Raw genomic sequence first — 21,685 nt, 5'->3', positions numbered from 1 at the left:
AGCCCAATGGACACGGGAATCGCCCGCGAAGGTGACTCCCCACTCTTCGACGTTCACGGAAGGAGCTTTTGGATCGCCCTGGGAGAGGTACCGCTGGCGCAACTCCACCTGGACTGCGTCCCCAAAATGCTTCCAAATCACCTCAAACGGCTCGTCAGCGACCTGCTCGGCGAGATCTCCGGCGGCCTGCTCGGCGGCGTGGAGCAGACCACCGGTGGCCCACGCGGTCATCACCTCGCGCGTGAACCTCATCGCAGCCGTCACAGCGGTATCGCCCGGCGCGAACGTCGCAGCGAGCACCGCATGGGGAGAAGCAGTCATCCCAACGTGCCTACCACACTTCCCGCTGACTTGGGGTAAATCCAAGGACAGGACTACGAGCTACTCATCGTGACAGACTTGAATCACTCGCCGGAGGCAGCCGCGAGTGAAGGAGGCCCCATGACCACGGCCCAGGCCGCGCCAAGCCCCGAGGAGAGGACGTACACCGAGTCGGATCTCGTTCCCATCCTGGAGACTCTCTTCTCTTGGCGTGACGGCGACTTCCGGCGTCGGGTGCCCCACGCGCCGCCCGGCATCCTCAGCGAGGTGCGGCTGCTGTTGAACGAGGTGGCCGACCGTCGCGAGCACCTGGCGAACGAGCTGGTCCGCGTACGCAAGGAAGTCGTCAAGGAAGGCCGCTTCGGGGAGCGGCTGACGCCAGGGCCGGGGGTCGGCGCGTGGGCGGAGAGCGTCGAGTCGGTCAACATCCTGATCGACGCCCTGGTGAGCCCGGTCAGCGGGGCCGCCGACGTCATCGACGCGGTCGCCAAGGGCGACCTGTCGCGCCGCATCGACCTCGACCGCTCGGCGCGCGGCGAGGTGCGGCGGCTGGGCAAGGCCATCAACGGCATGGTCGACCAGCTCGCGCTGTTCAACTCCGAGGTCACGAGGGTCGCCCGCGAGGCGGGCACCGAAGGCAGGCTGGGCGGCAGCGCCAACCTGCGCGGCATGTCGGGAAGCTGGCGCGACCTCACCGAGGCCGTCAACACGATGTCCTCCCGCGTGGCGGCGCAGGTGCGCGACATCGCGGTGGTGACCACCGCGGTGGCCAAGGGCGACCTGAGCCGCAAGGTGACGGTCGACGCCGTGGGCGAGATGTTCGAGCTGAAGAACACCGTCAACACGATGGTCGACCAGCTCTCCGGCTTCGCGGAAGAGGTCACCCGGGTCGCCCGCGAGGTCGGCACCGAGGGGCAGCTCGGCGGCCAGGCGCAGGTGACCGGCGTGTCGGGCGTCTGGAAAGACCTCACCGACAACGTCAACTTCATGGCCAACAACCTCACCTCGCAGGTACGCAGCATCGCGACCGTGGCGACGGCGGTGGCCCAGGGCAATTTGTCAAAGAAGATCACCGTTGACGCGCAGGGCGAGATCCTCCAACTGAAGGACACCCTCAACACGATGGTCGACCAGCTCTCGTCCTTCGCCGACGAGGTCACCCGAGTCGCCCGCGAAGTGGGCACCGAGGGCAAGCTGGGCGGCCGGGCCGAGGTGAAGGGCGTGTCGGGCGTCTGGAAGGACCTCACCGACAACGTCAACTCCATGGCCAACAACCTCACCTACCAGGTACGCAACATCGCCCAGGTCACCACGGCCGTGGCCAACGGCGACCTCACCCGCAAGATCGACGTCGACGCCCAGGGCGAGATCCTCGAGCTGAAGTCGACCATGAACACGATGGTCGAGCAGCTCTCCTCGTTCGCCTCCGAGGTGACCAGGGTCGCCCGCGAGGTCGGCACCGAGGGCCAACTCGGCGGCCAGGCGCAGGTGCGCGGGGTGTCGGGGGTCTGGAAGGACCTCACCGACAACGTCAACTCGATGGCCAACAACCTGACCTCGCAGGTGCGCCAGATCGCGGCCGTGTCGTCCGCGGTGGCCCAGGGCAACCTGTCGAAGAAGATCACCGTTGACGCGCAGGGCGAGATCCTTCAACTGAAGGACACCCTCAACACGATGGTCGACCAGCTCTCGTCCTTCGCCGACGAGGTGACCCGAGTCGCCCGCGAGGTCGGCACGCAGGGGCAGCTCGGCGGCCAGGCGAGGGTGAAGGGCGTGTCGGGTGTCTGGAAGGACCTCACCGACAACGTCAACTCCATGGCCAACAACCTGACCTACCAGGTACGCAACATCGCCGAGGTGACCACCGCGGTCGCCAACGGCGACCTGACCCGCAAGATCGACGTGAACGCGCAGGGCGAGATCCTGGCGCTCAAGACCACCGTCAACCGGATGGTCGACCAGCTCTCGTCCTTCGCCTCCGAGGTCACCCGAGTCGCCCGCGAGGTGGGCTCCGACGGCCAGCTCGGCGGTCAGGCCCGGGTCGAGGGCGTCGAGGGCACGTGGAAGCGGCTCACCGAGAGCGTCAACGAGCTGGCGGGCAGCCTCACCACGCAGATCCGCGCCATCGCGACCGTGACCAGCGCCGTGGCGCGCGGCGACCTGACCCGCTCCATCGCCATCGAGGCGCAGGGCGAGCTGGCCGAGCTGAAGGACAACATCAACTCGATGGTGAGCAGCCTGCGCGAGACCACGCAGGCCAACCAGGAGCAAGACTGGCTCAAGTCGAACCTGGCCCGCATCTCCCGGCTCATGCAGGGCCACCGCGACCTGCTGGAAGTGGCCAAGCTGACGATGAGCGAGCTGACCCCGCTGGTGTCGGCCCGCTACGGCGCCTTCTACAGCATCGACCCCGAGGGCGACCACGAGCTGATCCTGATCGGCGGCTACGGCGTACGCCCCGACCGGGGGCCGCGCCCGCGCTTCGCGATCGGCGAGGGCATCGTCGGGCAGGCGGCGGCCGAGGGCCGGCACATCGTGCTCGACGACGTGCCGCCGCAGTTCATCACCATCGACAGCGGGCTCAGCCGCTCCACGCCGGCGCAGATCGTGGTGCTGCCGATCCTGTTCGAGAACCGGGTGCTCGGTGTGCTCGAGCTGGCCTCGTTCACGCCGTTCGGGGAGGTGCACCTCGACTTCCTGACCCAGCTCGTCGAGACCATCGGCGTCACGATGAACACGATCATCGCCAACTCCCGCACAGAAGACCTGCTGACCGAGTCGCAGCGGCTCACCCGCGAGCTGCAGGAGCGCTCCGACGAGCTGCAGCGCCAGCAGGAGGAGCTGCGCAGGTCCAACGCCGAGCTGGAGGACAAGGCGGCGCTGCTGGCCAAGCAGAACCGCGCGATCGAGATCCAGAACTTCCAGATCGAGCAGGCCCGCCGCACGCTGGAGGAGCGCGCCGAGCAGCTCGCGGTGTCCTCGCGCTACAAGTCCGAGTTCCTCGCGAACATGTCGCACGAGCTGCGCACCCCGCTCAACAGCCTGCTGGTGCTGGCCAAGCTGCTGACCGAGAACGCCGAGGGCAACCTGACCTCGCAGCAGGTCGAGTTCGCCCGGACGATCCACAGCGCGGGCTCGGCGCTGCTCCAGCTCATCAACGACATGCTCGACCTGTCGAAGGTCGAGGCGGGCCGGATGGACATCCACCCGATCCAGGTGTCGCTGCCGAAGATGGTCGACCTGCTGGAGGCCGCGTTCGCGCCGCTGGCGCAGGACAAGGGGCTGGCGTTCACCGTCGAGGTCGAGCCCGACGTGCCGCAGGAGCTGCGGGCCGACGAGCAGCGCCTGCAGCAGGTGCTGCGCAACCTGCTGTCCAACGCGGTGAAGTTCACGCCGCGCGGCGAGGTGAAGCTGCGGGTCTCGACGCCGCCCGCCGGGGTCGACTTCGACGACGACACCCTGCACGGCGCCGACGACCTGCTGGCGTTCCAGGTGATCGACACCGGCATCGGCATCGCGCCCGACAAGCGCGACGTCATCTTCGAGGCGTTCCGCCAGGCCGACGGCACCACGAGCAGGAAATACGGCGGCACCGGCCTCGGCCTGGCCATCTGCCGCGACATCGCCCGGCTGCTCGGCGGCGAGATCCACGTGGACAGCGAGCTGGGCAGGGGCAGCTCGTTCACGCTCTACCTGCCGGCCTCCTACACCGGCCCGCTGGCCGCGACCGACGGCGGGGTGGCGACGCGCCGCCAGCTCATGACCCAGCCGTCGGACGAACACCCGGCCGCCACCGCGCCCGAGCCGCCGATGCCGCTCGACCTGCCGATGCCCGAGCTGGTCGAGCCGCCGGTCGAGACGCCCAGCCAGTGGCAGGGCGACGACCCGCTCAACGGCGCCAAGATCCTGATCGTGGACGACGACATCCGCAACGTCTTCGCGCTGACGAGCGTGCTGGAACGCCATGGCTCCACGGTCGTCTACGCTGAAAACGGGCGGGAGGGTATCGAACAGCTCGAACGGAACGAGGATGTCGCGCTCGTGCTGATGGACATCATGATGCCGGAGATGGACGGCTGGGCCACGACGTCGGCCATCCGTCGCATGCCCCAGTTCGCCGACCTGCCGATCATCGCGCTGACCGCCAAGGTCATGCGGGGCGACAGGGAGAAGAGCATCGCGTCCGGCGCCTCCGACTACGTGCCCAAGCCGGTCGACGTGGACCGCCTGCTCGAACGCCTGCGCGGCTGGCTCAGCCGCGGGCGGGGCTCCGCGTCCGACTCGTCAGCCCCACCAGCCGGAGGGTCGTGATCGATGCCGGATCGTGCCAAGATTCTCCTCGTCGATGACCGCGAGGAAAATCTGATCGCCCTCGAAGCCATCCTCAGCTCGCTCGACCTGGTGCCGGTGCGCGCCCGGTCGGGCGAGGAGGCGCTCAAGGCGCTGCTCAACACCGAGTTCGCGCTCATCCTGCTGGACGTGCGGATGCCCGGCATGGATGGGTTCGAGACGGCCGCCCACATCAAGCGGCGTGAGCGTACGCGCAACATCCCGATCATCTTCCTGACCGTGGTCGACAGCGCGCCCGACTACGCCTTCCGCGGCTACGCGGCGGGCGCGGTGGACTATCTGACCAAGCCGTTCGACCCGTGGGTGCTGCGGGCGAAGGTGTCGGTGTTCGCGGAGCTGTACAACATGAACAAACGCCTGGCCGAGCAGGCGTCGATGCTGCGTGACCGGCTCACCGGTGAGCTGCCGCCCGGGGCCGGCGACCACGCGTCGGTGCTGCCGGAGCTGTCGCGGCGGCTGACGGCGGTCGAGGACGAGCTGGCGCGGGTCAGAGAGCTGGCCCGCAAGTCGCAGGATCCGGCGCTGGCCGTCCCCCTGGCCGACCTGACCGACCGCGTCACCCACCTGCGCGCGGGCTTCGACGCGCTCTCCTGACCTGACGCCGGTCCTGCGAGGGTGGCCTTGCCGGGACGGTCCCCGCGCGGCGTGACCGGGATGCCCTGGGCAGGCCGACGCGGCGGCTGGGCGGCGTGGGGTGGAAGGCTCAGCGGGTGGAAGGCTCGACGGCCGCGGCGGCCGGAGGAGGGGCCTCGATGGAAGAGGCTACGAGGTGGTGGTGAGAGGCTGGGGGTCAGTGGCGGGCGCGTTCCAAAGCGTCCCAGAAGCCGCGGCGCAGGGCGTGGCGTACCTCGTCGTGGAGCAGGAAGTCGATCGGCAGCGAAGAGCCCTGGAGCAGCCGGGCCTCCAGATCCGACGGCATGCGGGGCTTCCTGGCGAGCACCGCCTCCAGCCACAGTGCGGGGGCGTCGCGGGCCACCGACTCGCCGAAGTCGTGGCCCTCGCGGTGGGCGGCCTTGACGGCGTCGGCCAGCGTCGTGGCGCCCGCCGTGGCGGCGGGGGGCGGCGAGACCGGGGCGGCCTGCGGCCCCGTGTACGGCCCGAGCTGCGAAGGCTGGTAGGACCCGCTCGGCGGCGCGGCGAACTGGCCCAGGTTCGGGCTCGACGGAGGCTGCGCCTGGATGGGCCCGGTGACCGGGGCGGCGGGCGGCGGCTGGGCCGGGGGCTGCGGCTCGGGCTGGTAGCCGGGGTACGTCGGCAGCGCCGGCGGCGTGGACGACTGGCCGCGCCCCGAGGCGGGCCCGTTCAACGCGGGCCCGTTCAGGACGGGCCCGTTGAGCGCGGGCCCGTTCGGGGACGACCCGTTCTGCGAGTGTCCGCCGGTGGCGGGCGACGGCAGGCTGTTCGGCCCGGACGGCGGCCCGGCCGCGTGCCCGCCCCCGGCGGCGGGAGTCGGCGGCAACGACGCGGGCAGCGAGTTGGGCAGGGCGGTAGGCAGGGCGGTGGGCGGCAGGGACGGCTGCGCGGGGGTCAGCGAGTGGGCGGCCTGCCCGTTGCTGATGGGCTGGTGGTGATGCCCGTTGGAGGATTCGGCGACGCCGGTCACCAGGTTGACGTACGGCCGCAGGTGGACCGCCCCCAGCTCCACCAGGTCGTCGCACTCCTGCCGCAGCGACCGCGCGACGGCCCAGCCGCCGTCGGTCGCGATGTGGATGACGCTCACCCTGATGCCGAGGTCCTGGGCGTCGCACACGACCTGCGCCAGGTCCTCGTCGCCGCTGACCACGACCGCGTCGCAGATGGCGTTGTTGCGCGCGAGGGTCATCAGGTCGCGGTGGACCTGCGCGTCGACGCCCTCGCGGCGGCCCGGCCTGATGCGGGACAGCCGGAGTTTGAGGCCCGGTATGTCGGCCAGCGCGTCGTGCTCCGGCGTGCGGCGGCCCTCGACCGTCGCTTCGTACCAGTAGCACCGCAGCAGCGGCAGGCCGGTGCGTTCGCGTGACAGGCCGGTCATGAGCTGCAGCAACCCTGGATAGTCCCAGGAAACCGCCTCGCGATGACGCGTGCCGTGCACGGCCATCGCTCCATCAGCCAGCAGATAGCCAGCGTCCACGAACAGCGCACAGCGATCCACTGACACCGCCCCTTTCCTGGTGGTCCGACCTTGCTGGCTCTGCACCGTCAGAGACCGGACTCGGCGGCCCTCTCTCAGGGTAATGAAAGCAGGTGATCGCTCGGGGGTTAATCCCGACGATTCGGCAACCGCTCGGCGTCATGCCCGACTGTTCAGGCAGACCGTACCATTTTGTCCTGTTTGTCGTCACGATCGGGCCCGTACGCTCAGCGCGACCGCCCCGAACAGGACGACGTCCTTGTCCGTCACGATCGTCAGCCCCGGATCGACCCCCAGCTCCGCGCTGACCGTGTCGACGTCGACGCCGAACGTCAGCTCGGCCACGCCGTTGGACGACCCGTCGAAGACGTTCGAATGCTCGCGGTCGCCGCCGGCCGGGGTGAGCGCGCCCGACCCGAGCGAGACCTTGTCGCCCCCGAGGTCGGCGTCGCCCTCCCAGGTGACCAGCTCGGCCCTGGCGGGAGCGGCGGCCGGGCTCAGACCGCCCAGCGGGACCCACACCCGCCGCGACCGGCCGCCGACCACGGCCGCCGTGTCGAGCACCACGGCCTGGCTGTACGGCTCGGACGGATCGGTGACGATCAGCACCAGGCTCCACCCGGCATGGCGCGAGACCCCCTCCTCCATGGGCGCGTCGGCGGCCCACCAGGTGCCGTTCCTGCGTACGTCGCCGACCAGGTCGCTCACGTCGGCGAACGCCTGGTAGGCGGGGCCCAGCGGCAGCTCGCGCACCGTCACCTGGCTGGGCTGGACGGTCAGGTATTCGCGCCGCCCCGGCGGCCTGAGCTTGATCGGCCCGGCCTTCTCGGTGGCCGCCGACCAGTAGAGCCCCGCCCACACGACCTCGCTGCCCTTCGGCAGGGACAGCGCGGCCCCGCTGGAGGACTCGGTCTCGGGCCGGCCGTCCTGGTCGAGGGCGGTCATCGGCCACAGGTCGTTGTCGCGCTGCGCGCCCTGTCGGCGCCTGGCCTCCTGGCAGCCCGCCCGCTCCTCCGGGCAGCTCAGCAGGGCGTTGCCGACGGCCCTGACCACCACCTTCCCGTCGGTGGCGAACCTGGCGGGTGCGCCCGTCGTGCGTACGCCCTGCTCGGCCCGCGCCCGCACCCGCAGCGCCCCCGACGCGACACGGACGGCCGGGCCCGCGCCCTGCGGCGCCTCGTCGGCCACCAGCACCCGCAGGAACACCGCCGTGCCCTGCCCCGCCTCCAGCGGCTCCCGCGCGCACCGCGCCCCGCTCTTCGTGGGGCGGCAGGACCAGCCGTCGACCGTGCCCACGGGCGCGTGGACGGCGGCGCCCGGACCGTTCCGTACGGTCGGGACGAGGGTCACGCCGGGCGGCAGGTCCACGAGCGCGGCCAGCTTCTCGCTGGGGCCCTCGCCGTAGTTGCGCAGGCGGACGGCGACGATGCCGGGCCGGGCGCGTACGAGGGCGCCGAGCGCGTCGATCGTGGCCCGCAGCTTCGCCTTGCCCGGTTCGTCCGTGTGGACCGGCGGCGCCTGCGCCGGCGGCTGACTCGGCACCGGCACCGGCACGGGCTCCGGAGCCGACGAGGCGGGCGGTTGCGTGACCGGCGAGGCCACGGGCGGCGGTGTCCTGATCGGCTGCTCGTCGGAGACCAGCAGGAACGCCACCGTCGCGGCCACCGCCACCGCCGTGCCGCCGGCCACGACCGCCTGCTGCTGCCGGGGCACCCGCCGCAACCGGCCGAACACCCGCAGCGCCCCGCCCGCGCCGCTGCCCCCGGCCGCCGCCTTGGCCAGCGCCGCCGCGTAGCCGCCGAACAGCGGCCCCGCTATCAGCGGCCCCACCATGACCCGCAGCCCTCGGTTGACGTCGGTCAGTTCGAGCAGCACCCCGTGGCACTCCTCGCACGTGCTGACGTGCTCGTCCACCTCTTTGGAGTCGCGCCTGGCCAGCCCGCCGCGTACGTAGGCGCCCATCTTGCCCAGCACGGGACGGCACTCGTGCTGCGGCGCGACGCCCAGGTGCATCTGCAGGTACGCCTGCCGCAGCCCCTCCCTCGCCCGGTAGGCCAGCGCGGCCACGCCGTTGGCCGACAGCCCCAGCAGCGGCGCCACGTCGGCCGGCTTGGCCCGCTCGACCTCGGTGTGCCAGAGCACCGCCCGCCAGCGCTCGGGCAGCGACAGGTAGGCCCTGGCGATCAGCGACTTCTCCAGCCCGACGAGCGCGGGATCGACGAAGGGCGCCCCCGGGTCGTACAGCTCGATCTCGCCCGTGGTCACCTGGCGGCTCTCGACCCTGGAGCGGTCGTAGACCGTGCGCCGCACGACGGTGAGCAGGTAGGTGCGGAAGCCGGAGTCGGGCCCGCCGCCCCTGCCCACCAGATCGAGGATCTTGGTGAACGACTCCGCCACCACGTCCTCGACCTCCGCTCCCCTGGCGAGTTGCCGGGCGAGCGCGCGGGCCGCGGCGACGTGGCGCTCGTAGAGCTCCCCGTAGGCAGCCGCATTGCCCCCTCTGACGGCCTGAAGCAGGTCTGCATCGCTTTGCGGAGATTCGACACCCATAGTGACCTCACGATTACGCGGGGTTGCCAGGCGCAATCATTCCGCATTCACCGTCATGACTAAACCGCGCCCGCGTCTTTACTGCGGGGAGTTCCGATGGAGGACCGATGGAGAGGGACGTGCTGTCGCGCTGGCGCGGCAGGAGTTTGGCGGCGGGCTGGTCGCTCGCCGACGACTGGTGGACGCCCGAGGTGGACGTGGTGGCCAAGGCGGTGAGCGGCGGCTGCGACCTGGCGCAGGCGTGCTGGGCGCTGGGTTCCGCGCGGGCGGGGGCGGGGGTCGGTGTCGCGGAGGGCATGAACGACCTGGCGGCGCTGTTCGCCGTGGCGGGGGCGGGCGGGCCGCCGTTCGCGGCGCTGCGCTCGTTCGCGGCGGGGTGGGCCGAGCACAGCTTCGCGCCGATCGGGGAGCTGCACTGCGTGGATCCGCTGACGGGGCTGGGCACGGCGGCGTACCTGCGTACCAGGCTGGCGCAGCTCTACCGGGGGACGGTCGCGGGGATGGGCCTGGTGGTGGCCGAGCCCTCGCCGCCGGCCGAGGACCTGACCGATCGGCTGGCGGCGGTGCTCAACCTGGCCACCGCGCTGCGCGGGGCATTCCCCGGGGACGAGACGCTGGCGCTGCTGGGGCCGGTCCGGGTGGGCGCGGTGACCAGGATGGACGAACGGCTGCCGCCCAGAATGGCGCGGCTGCGGTCCGCGAACATCCTGTACGGGCACCGGCCACGGGTACGGGTGCGCCCGCTGCCCAGGGCGTACGGGCAGGCCCTGGCCCTGCTCAGGACGCTGGGCCAGGACCCGTGACGCCCAGAGGCCCGGACCCGGGGCGGCCCTAAGCTTGGGACCATGACGGATCACGACACCCTGCTGGCCGAGATCAAGCTGAAGGCCATCATCCACGGCAAGGTCATCCTGTCCTCGGGCAAGGAGGCCGACTTCTACTTCGACCTGCGGCGGATCACGCTCGACGGCGTGGCCGCGCCGCTCGTCGGCAGCGTGATGCTGGACCTGACGGCCGACCTCGACTACGAGGCGGTGGGCGGGCTCACGCTGGGGGCCGACCCGGTGGCCGTCGCGATGGTGCACGCGGCGGCGGCGCGCGGGCGGGTGCTGGACGCGTTCGTGGTGCGCAAGACGCAGAAGGCGCACGGCATGCAGCGGCGGATCGAGGGACCGGAGGTCAAGGGCCGCCGGGTGCTGGTGGTCGAGGACACCTCCACCACGGGCTCCTCACCCCTGACGGCCGTGGAGGCGCTGCGCGAGGCGGGGGCCGAGGTGGTGGCCGTGGCGACCATCGTCGACCGGGGCGCCACGGAGCGGCTCGTCGCCGAGGGCCTCGAATACCGCACCGCGTACACGCAGCGGGACCTCGGGCTGTAAAGGCGCGGCGGCAAGCGTGCGCGGGGTGGTCAGCCGGGGGCGCGTGCGGTGAAGGCTTCGCGGGCGCCGTGCTCGCCCTGGGGGCGCGGCTCGCCGTTCTCGGTGACGCGTACGGTGCCGGCGTCGCTGAGCACGACGTCGAGTTCCGGCTCGAAGTAGCTGACCTCCTCGCCCCTGCTCATCTCGCGGTACTGCAGCACGTCGCCGCCCGGCACGCGGACCGTGACGAGAGGGCAGGTCTCGGCGAGGCACTCGATGCGTACGGTCGGCGCCTGCGCCGTGGCCTCCCCTGTGGACCCCGCTGTGGACCCTGCCGTGGACGCGGCGGTGGGGGTGGGGACGGGCTCACGCTCGGCCGCGCCGAGCGGGCCGATCAGCGCGCGGCCACCGATGACCAGGAGCGTCACCACGGCCCCTGCGGCCACGACGGCGAGCGCAAGTCGGCCGAACCCCATCGGAGCTGACCTGTGGCGTCCCACAGGGGGCAGCGTACCCGTTGGCGCTTCGCCGTTCCCGTGACCGCGGGGTCAGCTCCGCGTCAGGACTGGCCGTCCCAGCTCGACGGCACGCGGTGGTGCTTGCCGTTGGGCTCGGGGAGCCGCTTGCCGGACCGGCGGTGCTTGATCGCCTCGACGAAGATGGGGATCAGCGAGATCAGCACGATCAGGAAGACGCCCGGCAGGATGTACCTGTCGATCTGCTTGGGGTCGACCTGGCCGCCGAGGAAATGGCCGAGCAGGAGGAGGCTCTCGACCCAGACGAGGCCGCCGACGACGTTCCACAGCAGGAAACGCTTGGGGGTCATCTCGAGCACGCCCGCGACGGGATTCATGAACGTACGGACGATCGGCACGAACCTCGCCAGAATCACCGCTTTGGCGGGACCGAACTTCTCGAAGAACTCCTCGGCCCTGACCACGTGCTCTCTCTTGAACAACCGCGAGTCGGGTTTGTCGAAGAGCCTGCGGCCGAATCGCGCCCCGAGGAAATGGCCGAGCTGGGCCCCGCCGATCGCGCACAACGGCGTGCCGATCAACAGCACGGGGAACGAGAGCGGTTCGATGCCCATTCCCCCGGCCACCGACGCCGAGCTGAAAATCCCCGCGGCCACCAGCAGCGAGTCACCGGGCAGGAAGAACCCGAGCAACAGACCCGTCTCCGCGAAGATGATCGCGAGAACGCCGATGGTGGCGAAAGCACCGAGAATCGTGAGCCACCACGTCGGGTCGAGGAGATTCCAAAGCCAGTCCACCCGGAGAGCCTACCTGGAGCGGAGATGCGCGACGGGACCATTGAGCACGCGTTGTCTCTACCCCAGCGGGTAGTGACCCGAGATACTGGGCCTGGCGCGAAGACGTAACTTCTCAGGGAGATGAAACATGCCTATTGCGACTCCAGAGGTCTACGCTGAGATGATCGACCGGGCCAAGGCCGGCGGATTCGCCTACCCCGCGATCAATGTGACCTCCTCGCAGACGCTGAACGCCGCCCTGCGTGGCTTCGCCGAGGCCGAGAGCGACGGCATCGTGCAGGTCTCCACCGGCGGCGCGGAGTTCCTCTCGGGCGCCACGGTCAAGGACATGGTCACCGGCGCCACGGCGCTGGCGGAGTACGCGAGGGTGGTGGCGGCCGGATATCCCGTCACGATCGCGTTGCACACCGACCACTGCCCGAAGGACAAGCTCGACGGCTTCATGCGGCCGCTGCTCGACATCTCGCTGGAGCGGGTCGCCAAGGGCCTCGACCCGCTCTTCCAGTCGCACATGTGGGACGGCTCGGCCGTGCCGCTCGAGGAGAACCTGGAGATCGCCAAGGAGCTCCTGGAGAAGTGCGCCAGGGCGCGGATCATCATGGAGATGGAGATCGGCGTGGTCGGCGGCGAGGAGGACGGCGTCGTCGGCGAGATCAACGAGAAGCTCTACACGACGGCCGAGGACGCGCTGGCCACCGCCGAGGCCGTGGGCATCGGCGACAGGGGCCGCTACATGCTGGCCGCCACGTTCGGCAACGTGCACGGCGTCTACAAGCCGGGCCACGTCAAGCTGCGGCCGGGCGTGCTGAAGGAGATCCAGGACGCGGTGGGCGCGAAATACGGCCAGGACAAGCCGTTCGACCTGGTCTTCCACGGCGGCTCCGGCTCGCTGCTCGAGGAGATCCACGAGGCCATCTCCTACGGCGTCGTCAAGATGAACGTCGACACCGACACCCAGTACGCCTTCACCCGGCCGATCGCCGACCACATGTTCAAGAACTACGACGGCGTGCTCAAGGTGGACGGCGACGTCGGCAACAAGAAGGTCTACGACCCGCGCTCGTACGGCAAGACGGCCGAGGCGGGGATGGCGGCCCGCGTCGTGGAGGCGTGCCAGAGCCTCAAGAGCGCCGGAACGAAGATCTCCTAGCCACGTGTGCGGCTCGGCGGGTATGACTTGTCCTATGGATAACCTTCTCGCCGGGCCGCCCCCGACTCACCTGCCGGATCTGCCCGAGGCCAGGCAGGCGCTGGAATCCGGCGCCAAGGCCTCCGACGTGGCAGCCCGATTCCCCGCCTACCCGGGGGCGTGGGCCGTGCTGGCGGAGGAGTACTTCGCCCAGGGGCACGCCGTGACGTCCTACGCCTTCGCCCGTACGGGCTACCACCGCGGGCTCGACCAGCTCCGTCGCAACGGCTGGAAGGGACACGGGCCCGTGCCCTGGGAGCACGAGCCGAACCAGGGCTTCCTGCGCTGCCTGTACGCGCTGTCCAGGGCCGCCCAGTCCATCGGCGAGAAGGACGAGGCCGAGCGGTGCCTGCAGTTCCTCAAGGACAGTTCGGAAACCGGTTACGACGCGCTGACCAAGGGTTAACCCTTGGGACGAATAGACACGTTCGGGTAGTCTCTCCACGCAAGAGCCCCTGTCGCGCTTGCGCCAGGGGTTTTCGTTTGTGTGCTCGGGAGACTGAACCATGCCGGCTGCCGTTCTCGTTGGTGCCCAGTGGGGCGATGAGGGCAAGGGCAAGGCCACCGACCTGCTCGGTGGCGACGTCGACTATGTCGTCCGTTATCAGGGCGGCAACAACGCGGGTCACACCGTGGTCATCGGTGACCAGAAATACGCGCTGCATCTGCTGCCGACCGGGATCCTGTCGCCGGAGGTGGTGCCGGTCATCGGCAACGGCGTGGTGATCGACCCGGGTGTGCTGCTCGGCGAGATCGACGGGCTGGCCGAGCGGGGCATCTCCGCGGAGCGGCTGCTGATCTCGTCGAACGCGCACCTGATCATGCCGCACCACAAGGCGCTCGACAAGGTGACCGAACGCTACCTGGGCAAGGCCAGGATCGGCACCACCGGCCGCGGCATCGGCCCGGCGTACGGCGACAAGATCGCCCGTATGGGCGTGCGCGTCCAGGACCTGCTCGACCCGGGCATCCTGGAGAAGAAGATCGAGGTCGCGCTGACCGAGAAGAACCAGGTGCTGACCAAGGTCTACAACCGGCGCGGCATCGACCCGGCGGCGGTGCTCGATGAGTACCTCGCCTACGCCGAGCGGCTCAAGCCGCACATCGCCGACACCTCGCTGGTGCTGTCGAAGGCGCTGGACGAGGAGAAGTTCGTGCTGCTGGAGGGCGGGCAGGGCACGCTGCTCGACATCGACCACGGCACGTACCCGTTCGTCACCTCCTCCTCGCCCACGGCGGGCGGGGCGTGCGCCGGCGCCGGCATCCCGCCGAACCGGCTCACCAAGATCATCGGCATTCTGAAGGCGTACACCACGCGGGTCGGCTCGGGCCCGTTCCCGACCGAGCTGACGGACGAGATGGGCGAGTGGCTGCGCCAGACCGGCGGCGAGTACGGCGTCACGACCGGCCGCAACCGCCGCTGCGGCTGGTTCGACGCGGTGATCGCCCGCTACGCCACCCGCGTCAACGGCGTCACCGACTACTTCCTGACCAAGCTCGACGTGCTGTCCGGGCTGGAGCGGATCCCGGTGTGCGTGGCCTACGACGTGGACGGGGTGCGGCACGACGAGATCCCCATGACGCAGACCGACTTCCACCACGCCAAGCCGATCTACGAGGAGTTCCCCGGCTGGCAGGAGGACATCACCAGCGCCAAGTCGTTCGAGGACCTGCCGCCGAACGCGCAGGCGTACGTGCGGACCCTGGAGGAGATGAGCGGGGCGCCGATCTCGGCCATCGGGGTGGGCCCTGGGCGCGACCAGACCATCGTGGTGCGCCCGCTGGTCTGACCGCCCCTCACTGCTGGAGTACGGCCGCCGTCATGGGGGTGTGCAGCGTCCAGCCGACCGTCTCGTACAGGGCCCGGCCCTGGGCGGTGGCGACCAGGACGCCCGTGCGCGCCCCCATCGAGGCGGCCGTGGCGGCGATCGTCGTCATGACGACGGTGCCGAGGCCGCGGCGGCGGTGGTCGCCCGCCGTCTCCACCTGGTCCACGACCGCCGTCGTGCCCGCGACCGCGAACTGTCCCCGCGCGGCCACCTCACCCGCCGCGGTCAGCAGCCGGACCACCGTGACGCCCGCCCTGGTGGTGACGGCCGGCGTGTAGCCGGGCGGCGCCGCCGGCGGGGTGCGGCCGAGCAGGGACGCGGTCATCATGAACTCCGGGTCCTGCACGGCCCAGCGGGTCGGCAGCAGCGGGACGACGGCCTCGGCCGGTGCGCAGAGCTTGAGCCAGGTGCCCGGGGTGGTGAGCCTGGCGGTCAGGCGGCGGAGGACCTCGGGCGTCGGGGCGGAGACGACGTGACGGGCGACGTGGCCGGGCAGGCCGACGTCCACGCGCAGGCCCCACGGCTCGCGTACGGGCCGGGGGGCGTTGCGGGAGATGACCCACCCTTCAACCCATGCCCGAACTGTCGGGTAATGGGCTGTTTTGAGAACCTCCATCATGGAGAACAGCCTATTGTCTGCCCAGAACCACACGACGGCGCGTAGCAGGATAAAAAGGACACGGCGTGGCACTGCCTAGAGGCGCCCCGCGCCAGGTAGTGTCCCGGTTGTGCGCGTTGAGATTCATGGTCACCGGGGGGCACGGGGCCTCTGGCCGGAAAACACCCTGCCCGGTATGAGCCGCACGATGGAGCTGGGCGTCCACGCACTCGAGCTCGACGTCGCGCTCACCGCCGACCGCCGCCTCGTGCTCACGCACGACCTCACGGTCTCCGCCGTCACGAGCGCCGACCGGCGACCGGTGCACGCGGGCGACCCGCTCTTCCCCTACGTCGGCAAGGCGATCAACACCCTGACGCTGGCGCAGCTCCGCATGCTCGACGTCGGCGTACGCCTGCCGCGCCACCCCGACGACCCCTTCGCGCCGACCCAGGTGCCCATGCCCGAGACCCGCATGCCGACGCTCGGCGCGGTGCTCGGCCTGGTGAACGCGTACGAGGCCGAGAGCGTACGCCTGCACATCGAGCTGAAGTCCGACCCGACCAGGCCGGAGCTGACCGCCGATCCCCGGCTCTTCACCGAGCTGGTCGTCGAAGAGCTGGACCGGCACGGCCGGCTCGGCAACGCCGCCATCCTCAGCTTCGACTGGCGCGTCATCACGCACGCCGCCGAGCTGGCCCCGGGCACCCGCCGCTTCGCGCTCATCGAGCTGGACACCCTGCACTGGAACGACGGCGTCGACACCGGGATCGACGCCGACGTGCCCGCCGCCGCGCGCGCGGCCGGGGCCACCACGCTCTCGCCCGAGCACGCAATGGTGGACGAGTCGCTGATGGCACAGGCCACGGCGGCCGGGCTCGACGTGGTGGTGTGGACCGTCAACGAGCCCGCCCTGGCGGGCCGGATGCTGGACCTGGGGGTGGCCGGGATCGTCACCGACTACCCCGACCGGATGCGGGAGGTGTGGCGCGAGCGGGGCCTCGACCTGCCCGAGCCCGTGAGCCCGCTCAGGCCGGTCGGCGTCTGAGCGGCCTCACGACGAGACGCTTTAGGAGCGCGGGCGGGCTAGAGCCAGCCGTTGCGGCGGAAGCCGCGGTGCAGCAGCACGCAGACGGTGATCATCAGGGCGAGGACCGCCGGGTAGCCCCACACCTGCTTGGTCTCCGGCATGAAGTCGAAGTTCATGCCGTAGACCCCGGCGATCATCGTGGGCACCGCCAGGATGGCCACCCACGAGGAGATCTTGCGCATGTCCTCGTTGGCCAGGGCGTTCGAGCGGGCGAGCGCGGCCTGCAGGATCGAGCTGCACAGCTCGTTGGACGAGTCCACCTGCTCGCACACGCGCGACAGGTGGTCGCCGACGTCGCGGAAGTATTCGCGCATCTCCGAGGGGATGACCCGCCGCTGGGGCAGCGCCGCCATGGGCGACTGCAACGGCATGACGGCCCGCTTCATCTCCAGCATCTCGCGCTTGAGCTGGTAGATCCGGTTGATGTCGCGGGAGCTGACGTCCGCGAACACCGTGGCCTCGACCTCTTCCAGCTCGAGCTGCATGAGGTCGGCCACCTGCAGGTACTGGTCGACCACGTGGTCGGAGATCGCGTGCAGGACACCAGCGGGCCCGCGGTTCATCAGCTTCGGCTTGTCCTCGAGGCGCTCGCGGACGATGGTGAGCGGGCAGTGCTCGCCGTGCCGCACCGTCACCACGAAGTCCACGCCGAGGAACACCATGATCTCGCCGGTCGCGATGATCTCACTGGTGGCGGTCAGCTCGTCGTGGTCGAGGTAGGCGACGGTCTTGAGCACCATGAACAGCGACTCGCCGAACCGCTCGACCTTGGGCCGCTGGTGCGCCTTGACGGCGTCCTCGACGGCCAGCGGGTGCAGGCCGAAGACCTCGGAGAGCCACTCGACCTCGGGGGCGGCCGGCTCGTGCAACCCCACCCAGACGAAGGCGTTGGCGCCGTCGGCGCTCTTGTTGTGCTCGCGTACGAGGTCGACCGCCTCGACGATGCCGGCGGCGGAGACCTTCTTGCCCTGGACGTAGGCGCCGAACTCGACGACGGAGTCACCCGGGGGCACGTGCACCTCACGCACCGGCTTCACGAGCTGGCGCGGGGCGCGCGAGGGTACGGGGTGTCGGTTGATACGACGGAAAAGGGTGGACGAGCGCATGGGAGTCCCTTTCCGCCCGACCGGGCGCACTCCACGCGCGAAGAAGTCACCTCAATCAACACAAAAGCGCGGAGGCACGATCAGGCTGCCGGATTGGAGTGGTCGGGGGTACGCAGGCTGTACGTGTCGGAGCACGTACTGCTGGGATCACCAGGTTTCATCCCGGACCACCTCCAATCACTAGAGACGCCGCAAAGCCGCCCTAACTTACCACAGGCGGGTGAACCTATCCGACGATACTCGGTCAGCGCCCGACGGCTCCCGTAGAACTCCACAAAAGTCTGCCGCCTGTTCCGGCATCCGCCGTCCTGGCCACCGGAGCCTGCACACGCCGGGGGGCCTGCGACAATGGACCGCGTGCGCGTTCTAGTCATTGGTTCCGGAGGGCGTGAGCACGCCCTGTGTCGTTCGCTCAGCCTCGATCCCCAGGTCACCGACCTCCACTGCGCGCCAGGCAATCCTGGCATCGAGCGGGTCGCGACCGTTCACCCCGTCAACCCGCTCGACCCCGGGCAGGTGGCCGCGCTGGCCGAGCGGCTACGGGTCGACCTGGTCGTGGTCGGGCCGGAGGCGCCGCTGGTGGCGGGGGTGAGCGACGCGGTGCGCGAGGCGGGCTTCGCCTGCTTCGGGCCGTCCCGCGACGCCGCCATGATCGAGGGCTCCAAGGCGTTCGCCAAGGAGGTCATGCAGGCCGCCGACGTGCCCACCGCACGGTCGAGGACGTGCGTCACCGAGGAGGAGGCCGCGGCGGCGCTCGACGAGTTCGGCGCCCCCTACGTGGTCAAGGACGACGGCCTGGCGGCGGGCAAGGGCGTCGTCGTCACCGGCGACCGCGCCCAGGCGCTGGCGCACGCGCTGTCCTGCGAGCGGGTGGTGATCGAGGAGTTCCTCGACGGGCCCGAGGTGTCGCTGTTCGCGCTGTGCGACGGCAGCACGGCCGTGCCGCTGCAACTCGCCCAGGACTTCAAGCGCGCCCACGACGGCGACGAGGGTCCCAACACCGGCGGCATGGGCGCCTACACGCCGCTGACGTGGGCACCCGACGGGCTGACCGAGCAGGTCATGCGGGAGGTCGTGCATCCCACGATCGGGGAGCTGACCCGGCGCGGGCTGCCGTACCAGGGGGTGCTCTACGTGGGGCTGGCGCTGACCACGAAGGGGCCGAAGGTGGTCGAGTTCAACGCGCGCTTCGGCGACCCGGAGGCACAGGTGCTGCTCGACCGGCTGGAGACGCCGCTGGGCGGGCTGCTCATGGCGTGCGCGACCGGCGAACTGGGGCTCGACCCGGTCTTCAAGGAGGGCTCCGCCGTGACCGTGGTGATCGCCTCCGAGGGCTATCCGGAGGCTCCCGTGAAGGGCGACGTGATCACCGGGCCCGAGGAGACCGAGCACGCCTACGTGATCCACGCCGGCACCAGGCGGTCGGGCGACGACGTGGTGTCGGCCGGCGGGCGGGTGCTCGACGTGGTGGGCCACGGGCCCGACCAGGAGAGCGCGCGCCGGGCCGCCTACGACCTCGTCGGCCGGATCGGCCTGCGCGGCTCCCACCACCGAACGGACATCGCCCGATGAAGCACGTGCACTCCGGCAAGGTACGCGACCTCTACGAGACCGGCGACGGCCTGCTGCTGATGGTGGCCTCCGACCGGATCTCCGCCTTCGACTACGTCCTGGAGCCCGACATCCCCGACAAGGGGGCCATACTCACGCAGATGTCGCTGTGGTGGTTCGACCAGCTCAAGGACGTCGTGCCCAACCACGTCGCGGCGCGCGGCGACGACCTGCGCAGCGTGGTGGTCAGGCCGCTGCGGATGGTCCAGGTCGAGTGCGTGGCCAGGGGCTACCTGACGGGCGGCGGGCTGAACGAATATCGCGCCACCGGCGCCGTCTCCGGCGTGCCGCTGCCGGAGGGGCTCGAGGACGGTTCGCGGCTGCCCGAGCCGATCTTCACGCCGTCCTCGAAGGCGCCGGCGGGGCAGCACGACGAGCCGATCTCGTACGAGCAGGTCGTGGCGGAGGTCGGCGCGGAGACCGCCGAGCGGCTCAGGGAGATCACGCTCGCCGTCTACCGGCGCGGCGCGGACCTGGCCGCCGGGCGAGGCATCATCGTCGCCGACACGAAGATCGAGCTGGGCTGGGACTCCGACGGCGTGCTGACGTTGGGCGACGAGGTGCTGACGTCCGACTCCTCGCGCTTCTGGCCGGCCGACGAATGGCAGCCCGGCCGTTCGCAGCTTTCTTTTGACAAGCAATATGTACGCGATTGGCTGCTATCGCCCGAATCTGGATGGGACAAATCCTCCGGAAACCCCCCACCCAGGCTCCCCGACCACGTGGTCGAGCGCACCAGGCAGCGATACCTAGAAGCATATGAGCGCGTCACGGGGGTTCCCTTTAGCGGATGATTCGGCTGGGTCATCTGGTGTTAGCGACTACTGTTGGCCCGATCGAGCCCCACCGTTGATTCCAAGGAGCCGCACGAATGGTCCGTTACCGCGTACGCGGTGGCAACGCACTGCGTGGAACCGCGTTCATCCAGGGCGCGAAGAACGCCGTGCTTCCCATGATCGGTGCGGCTCTGCTCGCCGCGAAGGGCCGCACCGTCCTGCGCAACGTGCCGATCATCGAAGACGTCCGCCGCGCGGTCGAGCTGGCCGAGGCGATCGGCGCGTACGTCGAGCTGCACGAGTCCGAGCGCACGCTGGTCATCGACGCCTCCAGGGTGAACAGCCCCGTCCTGCCCGCCGAGATCGCCCGGCGCTTCCGCGGATCGGTGCTGTTCACCCCCGCCCTGCTGCACCGCCTCGGCGAGGCGATCGTGGAGGGCGTCGGGGGCTGCAACCTCGGCAGCCGCAACCTCGACTTCCACTACCTGGGCTACAAGCGCCTGGGCGCGATCGTGGACGAGGGCGAGACCGTCATCCACGTCAAGGCGTCCGGGCTGACCGGCGCCACCCTCTACCTCGACACCCCCTCCCACACCGGCACAGAAAACCTCATCATGGCCGCCGCCCTGGCCAAGGGCACCACCGTGATCGAGAACGCGGCCCTGGAGCCCGAGGTGCTCGACGTCATCGACATGCTCACCAAGATGGGCGCGCGCATCAGCGGCGGCGGCACCGGGTTCATCACCGTGGAGGGCGTCGACGAGCTGCACGCGGTCGAGCACACCGTGATGCCCGACCGGCTCGACGCGGGCGTCTTCGCGATGGCCGCGGCGCTCACCGGGGGCGAGCTGAGCCTCGTCGGCACCGGCCTCGACCTGGGCGTGGTGCGCTACAAGCTGGAGCAGATGGGCGTCGAGTTCCACCGGCAGGGCGCCGTGCTGCACGTACGCCGCGAGGGCCCGCTGCGGCCGATCAACATCATCACCGACACCTATCCGGGCTTCGCCACCGACCTGCAGTCGCCGATGATGACCGTCGCCGCCCTGGCCGAGGGCACCAGCTACATCCACGAGCGCATCTTCGACGGCCGGTTCGCCCTGGCCGGAGAGCTGAACAAGATGGGCGCGAACGTGGAGGTCGACGGCAGCCGGGCGATCGTCCGCGGCCGCACCCCGCTGACGGGCACTCAGGTGACGGCCCACGATCTGCGCTCCGGGATCGCGCTCGTCCTCGCCGGCCTGGCCGCCGAGGGCGAGACCGTGATCGACTCGGGATACCTCATCGACCGCGGCCACGCGCATCTCGCGGCGCGAATGCGTGCGCTCGGCGCGGACATTACACGAGAGATTTCTGACCACTAAAAGACCCGAGAAATACCTCGTTGAGCTGCTAAGACATCTTGTCGGACGGTCAACCAGAACGGCTTTCCGGAAAAGTCGGGCGTGACATTACGGCCCCCGCGAGCGATCGTTCCAAAAGAGAACACTGCAACGGACGGCAGGATGGGACGAACATTGGTCGAGA

At 70.3% G+C, this 21,685-nt stretch carries 18 protein-coding genes; 12 read left to right on the top strand and 6 right to left on the bottom strand.

The features are described 5' to 3' along the window. The first annotated feature begins 6 nt into the window (after positions 1-6). From ACZ6S0_RS37985 to ACZ6S0_RS37975, 3 genes are all read left to right on the top strand, one after another. A complete protein-coding gene (locus tag ACZ6S0_RS37985; protein ID WP_465924165.1) occupies positions 7-360 on the top strand; it encodes a hypothetical protein in 354 nt (117 codons plus the stop codon). Between the two features lie 81 nt (positions 361-441). Continuing rightward, the gene (locus ACZ6S0_RS37980; protein ID WP_465924164.1) at positions 442-4,632 is read left to right on the top strand and encodes a HAMP domain-containing protein; all 4,191 of its coding nucleotides are present in this window, start codon (positions 442-444) and stop codon (positions 4,630-4,632) included. Between the two features lie 3 nt (positions 4,633-4,635). After that, positions 4,636-5,265 (top strand): response regulator, encoded by a 630-nt coding sequence (locus tag ACZ6S0_RS37975; RefSeq protein WP_344884954.1) that lies wholly within the window; start codon positions 4,636-4,638, stop codon positions 5,263-5,265. 196 nt (positions 5,266-5,461) lie between these two features. On the opposite strand, the gene ACZ6S0_RS37970 is transcribed toward ACZ6S0_RS37975, so the two are convergent. Together ACZ6S0_RS37970 and ACZ6S0_RS37965 are read right to left on the bottom strand one after the other, a co-directional pair. After that, the gene (locus ACZ6S0_RS37970; protein ID WP_465924286.1) at positions 5,462-6,802 is read right to left on the bottom strand and encodes an NYN domain-containing protein; all 1,341 of its coding nucleotides are present in this window, start codon (positions 6,800-6,802) and stop codon (positions 5,462-5,464) included. 186 nt (positions 6,803-6,988) lie between these two features. After that, positions 6,989-9,331, bottom strand: coding sequence for a sigma-70 family RNA polymerase sigma factor (locus tag ACZ6S0_RS37965; protein WP_465924163.1), 2,343 nt, complete (start codon positions 9,329-9,331; stop codon positions 6,989-6,991). 107 nt (positions 9,332-9,438) lie between these two features. Here ACZ6S0_RS37965 and ACZ6S0_RS37960 point away from each other — a divergent pair, with 107 nt between their 5' ends. Further along, positions 9,439-10,134: a hypothetical protein gene (locus tag ACZ6S0_RS37960; RefSeq protein WP_465924162.1), complete on the top strand. Its 696-nt coding sequence runs from the start codon at positions 9,439-9,441 to the stop codon at positions 10,132-10,134. Between the two features lie 42 nt (positions 10,135-10,176). Next, positions 10,177-10,710, top strand: a complete 534-nt coding sequence (gene pyrE, locus ACZ6S0_RS37955; protein WP_465924161.1) for an orotate phosphoribosyltransferase — start codon at positions 10,177-10,179, stop codon at positions 10,708-10,710. A 29-nt stretch (positions 10,711-10,739) separates the two neighbouring features. On the opposite strand, the gene ACZ6S0_RS37950 is transcribed toward pyrE, so the two are convergent. Both ACZ6S0_RS37950 and ACZ6S0_RS37945 read right to left on the bottom strand, forming a co-directional pair. Next, complete coding sequence (locus ACZ6S0_RS37950; protein ID WP_465924160.1) at positions 10,740-11,165, bottom strand: hypothetical protein; 426 nt, start codon at positions 11,163-11,165, stop codon at positions 10,740-10,742. Positions 11,166-11,248: 83 nt separating this feature from the next. Next, complete coding sequence (locus ACZ6S0_RS37945; RefSeq protein ID WP_465924159.1) at positions 11,249-11,962, bottom strand: DedA family protein; 714 nt, start codon at positions 11,960-11,962, stop codon at positions 11,249-11,251. 127 nt (positions 11,963-12,089) lie between these two features. Here ACZ6S0_RS37945 and fbaA point away from each other — a divergent pair, with 127 nt between their 5' ends. From fbaA to ACZ6S0_RS37930, 3 genes are all read left to right on the top strand, one after another. Further along, entirely contained in the window at positions 12,090-13,112 is a 1,023-nt protein-coding gene (gene fbaA, locus ACZ6S0_RS37940; RefSeq protein WP_465924158.1) for a class II fructose-bisphosphate aldolase, read from the top strand. A 34-nt stretch (positions 13,113-13,146) separates the two neighbouring features. Beyond that, a complete protein-coding gene (locus ACZ6S0_RS37935; RefSeq protein ID WP_465924157.1) occupies positions 13,147-13,557 on the top strand; it encodes a DUF3151 domain-containing protein in 411 nt (136 codons plus the stop codon). Between the two features lie 100 nt (positions 13,558-13,657). Further along, positions 13,658-14,941 carry an adenylosuccinate synthase gene (locus ACZ6S0_RS37930; protein ID WP_465924156.1) on the top strand — a complete coding sequence of 428 codons (1,284 nt, stop codon included), beginning with the start codon at positions 13,658-13,660 and terminating at the stop codon, positions 14,939-14,941. A 7-nt stretch (positions 14,942-14,948) separates the two neighbouring features. Here the strand turns inward: ACZ6S0_RS37930 and ACZ6S0_RS37925 are convergent, their stop codons facing one another. Next, positions 14,949-15,599: a GNAT family N-acetyltransferase gene (locus tag ACZ6S0_RS37925; RefSeq protein ID WP_465924155.1), complete on the bottom strand. Its 651-nt coding sequence runs from the start codon at positions 15,597-15,599 to the stop codon at positions 14,949-14,951. A 109-nt stretch (positions 15,600-15,708) separates the two neighbouring features. Between ACZ6S0_RS37925 and ACZ6S0_RS37920 the strand changes: the two genes are divergently transcribed. Next, positions 15,709-16,626 (top strand): glycerophosphodiester phosphodiesterase family protein, encoded by a 918-nt coding sequence (locus tag ACZ6S0_RS37920; RefSeq protein ID WP_465924154.1) that lies wholly within the window; start codon positions 15,709-15,711, stop codon positions 16,624-16,626. A 38-nt stretch (positions 16,627-16,664) separates the two neighbouring features. Here the strand turns inward: ACZ6S0_RS37920 and corA are convergent, their stop codons facing one another. Continuing rightward, complete coding sequence (corA, locus tag ACZ6S0_RS37915) at positions 16,665-17,696, bottom strand: magnesium/cobalt transporter CorA (RefSeq protein WP_465924153.1); 1,032 nt, start codon at positions 17,694-17,696, stop codon at positions 16,665-16,667. Between the two features lie 435 nt (positions 17,697-18,131). Between corA and purD the strand changes: the two genes are divergently transcribed. The 3 genes from purD to murA all read left to right on the top strand — a co-directional run bounded on the left by purD (position 18,132) and on the right by murA (position 21,522). Continuing rightward, on the top strand, positions 18,132-19,346 hold the full coding sequence (purD, locus tag ACZ6S0_RS37910) for a phosphoribosylamine--glycine ligase (protein ID WP_465924152.1): 1,215 nt from the start codon (positions 18,132-18,134) through the stop codon (positions 19,344-19,346). Then, positions 19,343-20,179, top strand: coding sequence for a phosphoribosylaminoimidazolesuccinocarboxamide synthase (locus tag ACZ6S0_RS37905; protein ID WP_465924151.1), 837 nt, complete (start codon positions 19,343-19,345; stop codon positions 20,177-20,179). The genes purD and ACZ6S0_RS37905 overlap by 4 nt, the downstream gene beginning before the upstream one ends. 77 nt (positions 20,180-20,256) lie before the next feature. After that, complete coding sequence (gene murA / locus ACZ6S0_RS37900; protein WP_344884908.1) at positions 20,257-21,522, top strand: UDP-N-acetylglucosamine 1-carboxyvinyltransferase; 1,266 nt, start codon at positions 20,257-20,259, stop codon at positions 21,520-21,522. Positions 21,523-21,685 lie beyond the last annotated feature (163 nt).

The sequence above is a fragment of the Nonomuraea sp. NPDC051298 genome, from assembly GCF_055586305.1.
The sequence above is the reverse complement of the archived record's forward strand: the minus strand, read 5'-3'. Positions and strand labels throughout refer to the sequence as shown.

Excerpts from the sequence above, each read along its gene's own strand:
- murA (WP_344884908.1), top strand. The coding sequence starts at position 20,257 with ATGGTCCGTTACCGCGTACGCGGTGGCAACGCACTGCGTGGAACCGCG.
- ACZ6S0_RS37950 (WP_465924160.1), bottom strand. The coding sequence starts at position 11,165 with ATGGGGTTCGGCCGACTTGCGCTCGCCGTCGTGGCCGCAGGGGCCGTG.
- ACZ6S0_RS37905 (WP_465924151.1), top strand. The coding sequence starts at position 19,343 with ATGAAGCACGTGCACTCCGGCAAGGTACGCGACCTCTACGAGACCGGC.
- ACZ6S0_RS37930 (WP_465924156.1), top strand. The coding sequence starts at position 13,658 with ATGCCGGCTGCCGTTCTCGTTGGTGCCCAGTGGGGCGATGAGGGCAAG.
- ACZ6S0_RS37925 (WP_465924155.1), bottom strand. The coding sequence starts at position 15,599 with ATGATGGAGGTTCTCAAAACAGCCCATTACCCGACAGTTCGGGCATGG.
- ACZ6S0_RS37980 (WP_465924164.1), top strand. The coding sequence starts at position 442 with ATGACCACGGCCCAGGCCGCGCCAAGCCCCGAGGAGAGGACGTACACC.
- ACZ6S0_RS37975 (WP_344884954.1), top strand. The coding sequence starts at position 4,636 with ATGCCGGATCGTGCCAAGATTCTCCTCGTCGATGACCGCGAGGAAAAT.
- pyrE (WP_465924161.1), top strand. The coding sequence starts at position 10,177 with ATGACGGATCACGACACCCTGCTGGCCGAGATCAAGCTGAAGGCCATC.
- ACZ6S0_RS37935 (WP_465924157.1), top strand. The coding sequence starts at position 13,147 with ATGGATAACCTTCTCGCCGGGCCGCCCCCGACTCACCTGCCGGATCTG.
- ACZ6S0_RS37985 (WP_465924165.1), top strand. The coding sequence starts at position 7 with ATGGACACGGGAATCGCCCGCGAAGGTGACTCCCCACTCTTCGACGTT.
- ACZ6S0_RS37960 (WP_465924162.1), top strand. The coding sequence starts at position 9,439 with ATGGAGAGGGACGTGCTGTCGCGCTGGCGCGGCAGGAGTTTGGCGGCG.
- ACZ6S0_RS37965 (WP_465924163.1), bottom strand. The coding sequence starts at position 9,331 with ATGGGTGTCGAATCTCCGCAAAGCGATGCAGACCTGCTTCAGGCCGTC.
- fbaA (WP_465924158.1), top strand. The coding sequence starts at position 12,090 with ATGCCTATTGCGACTCCAGAGGTCTACGCTGAGATGATCGACCGGGCC.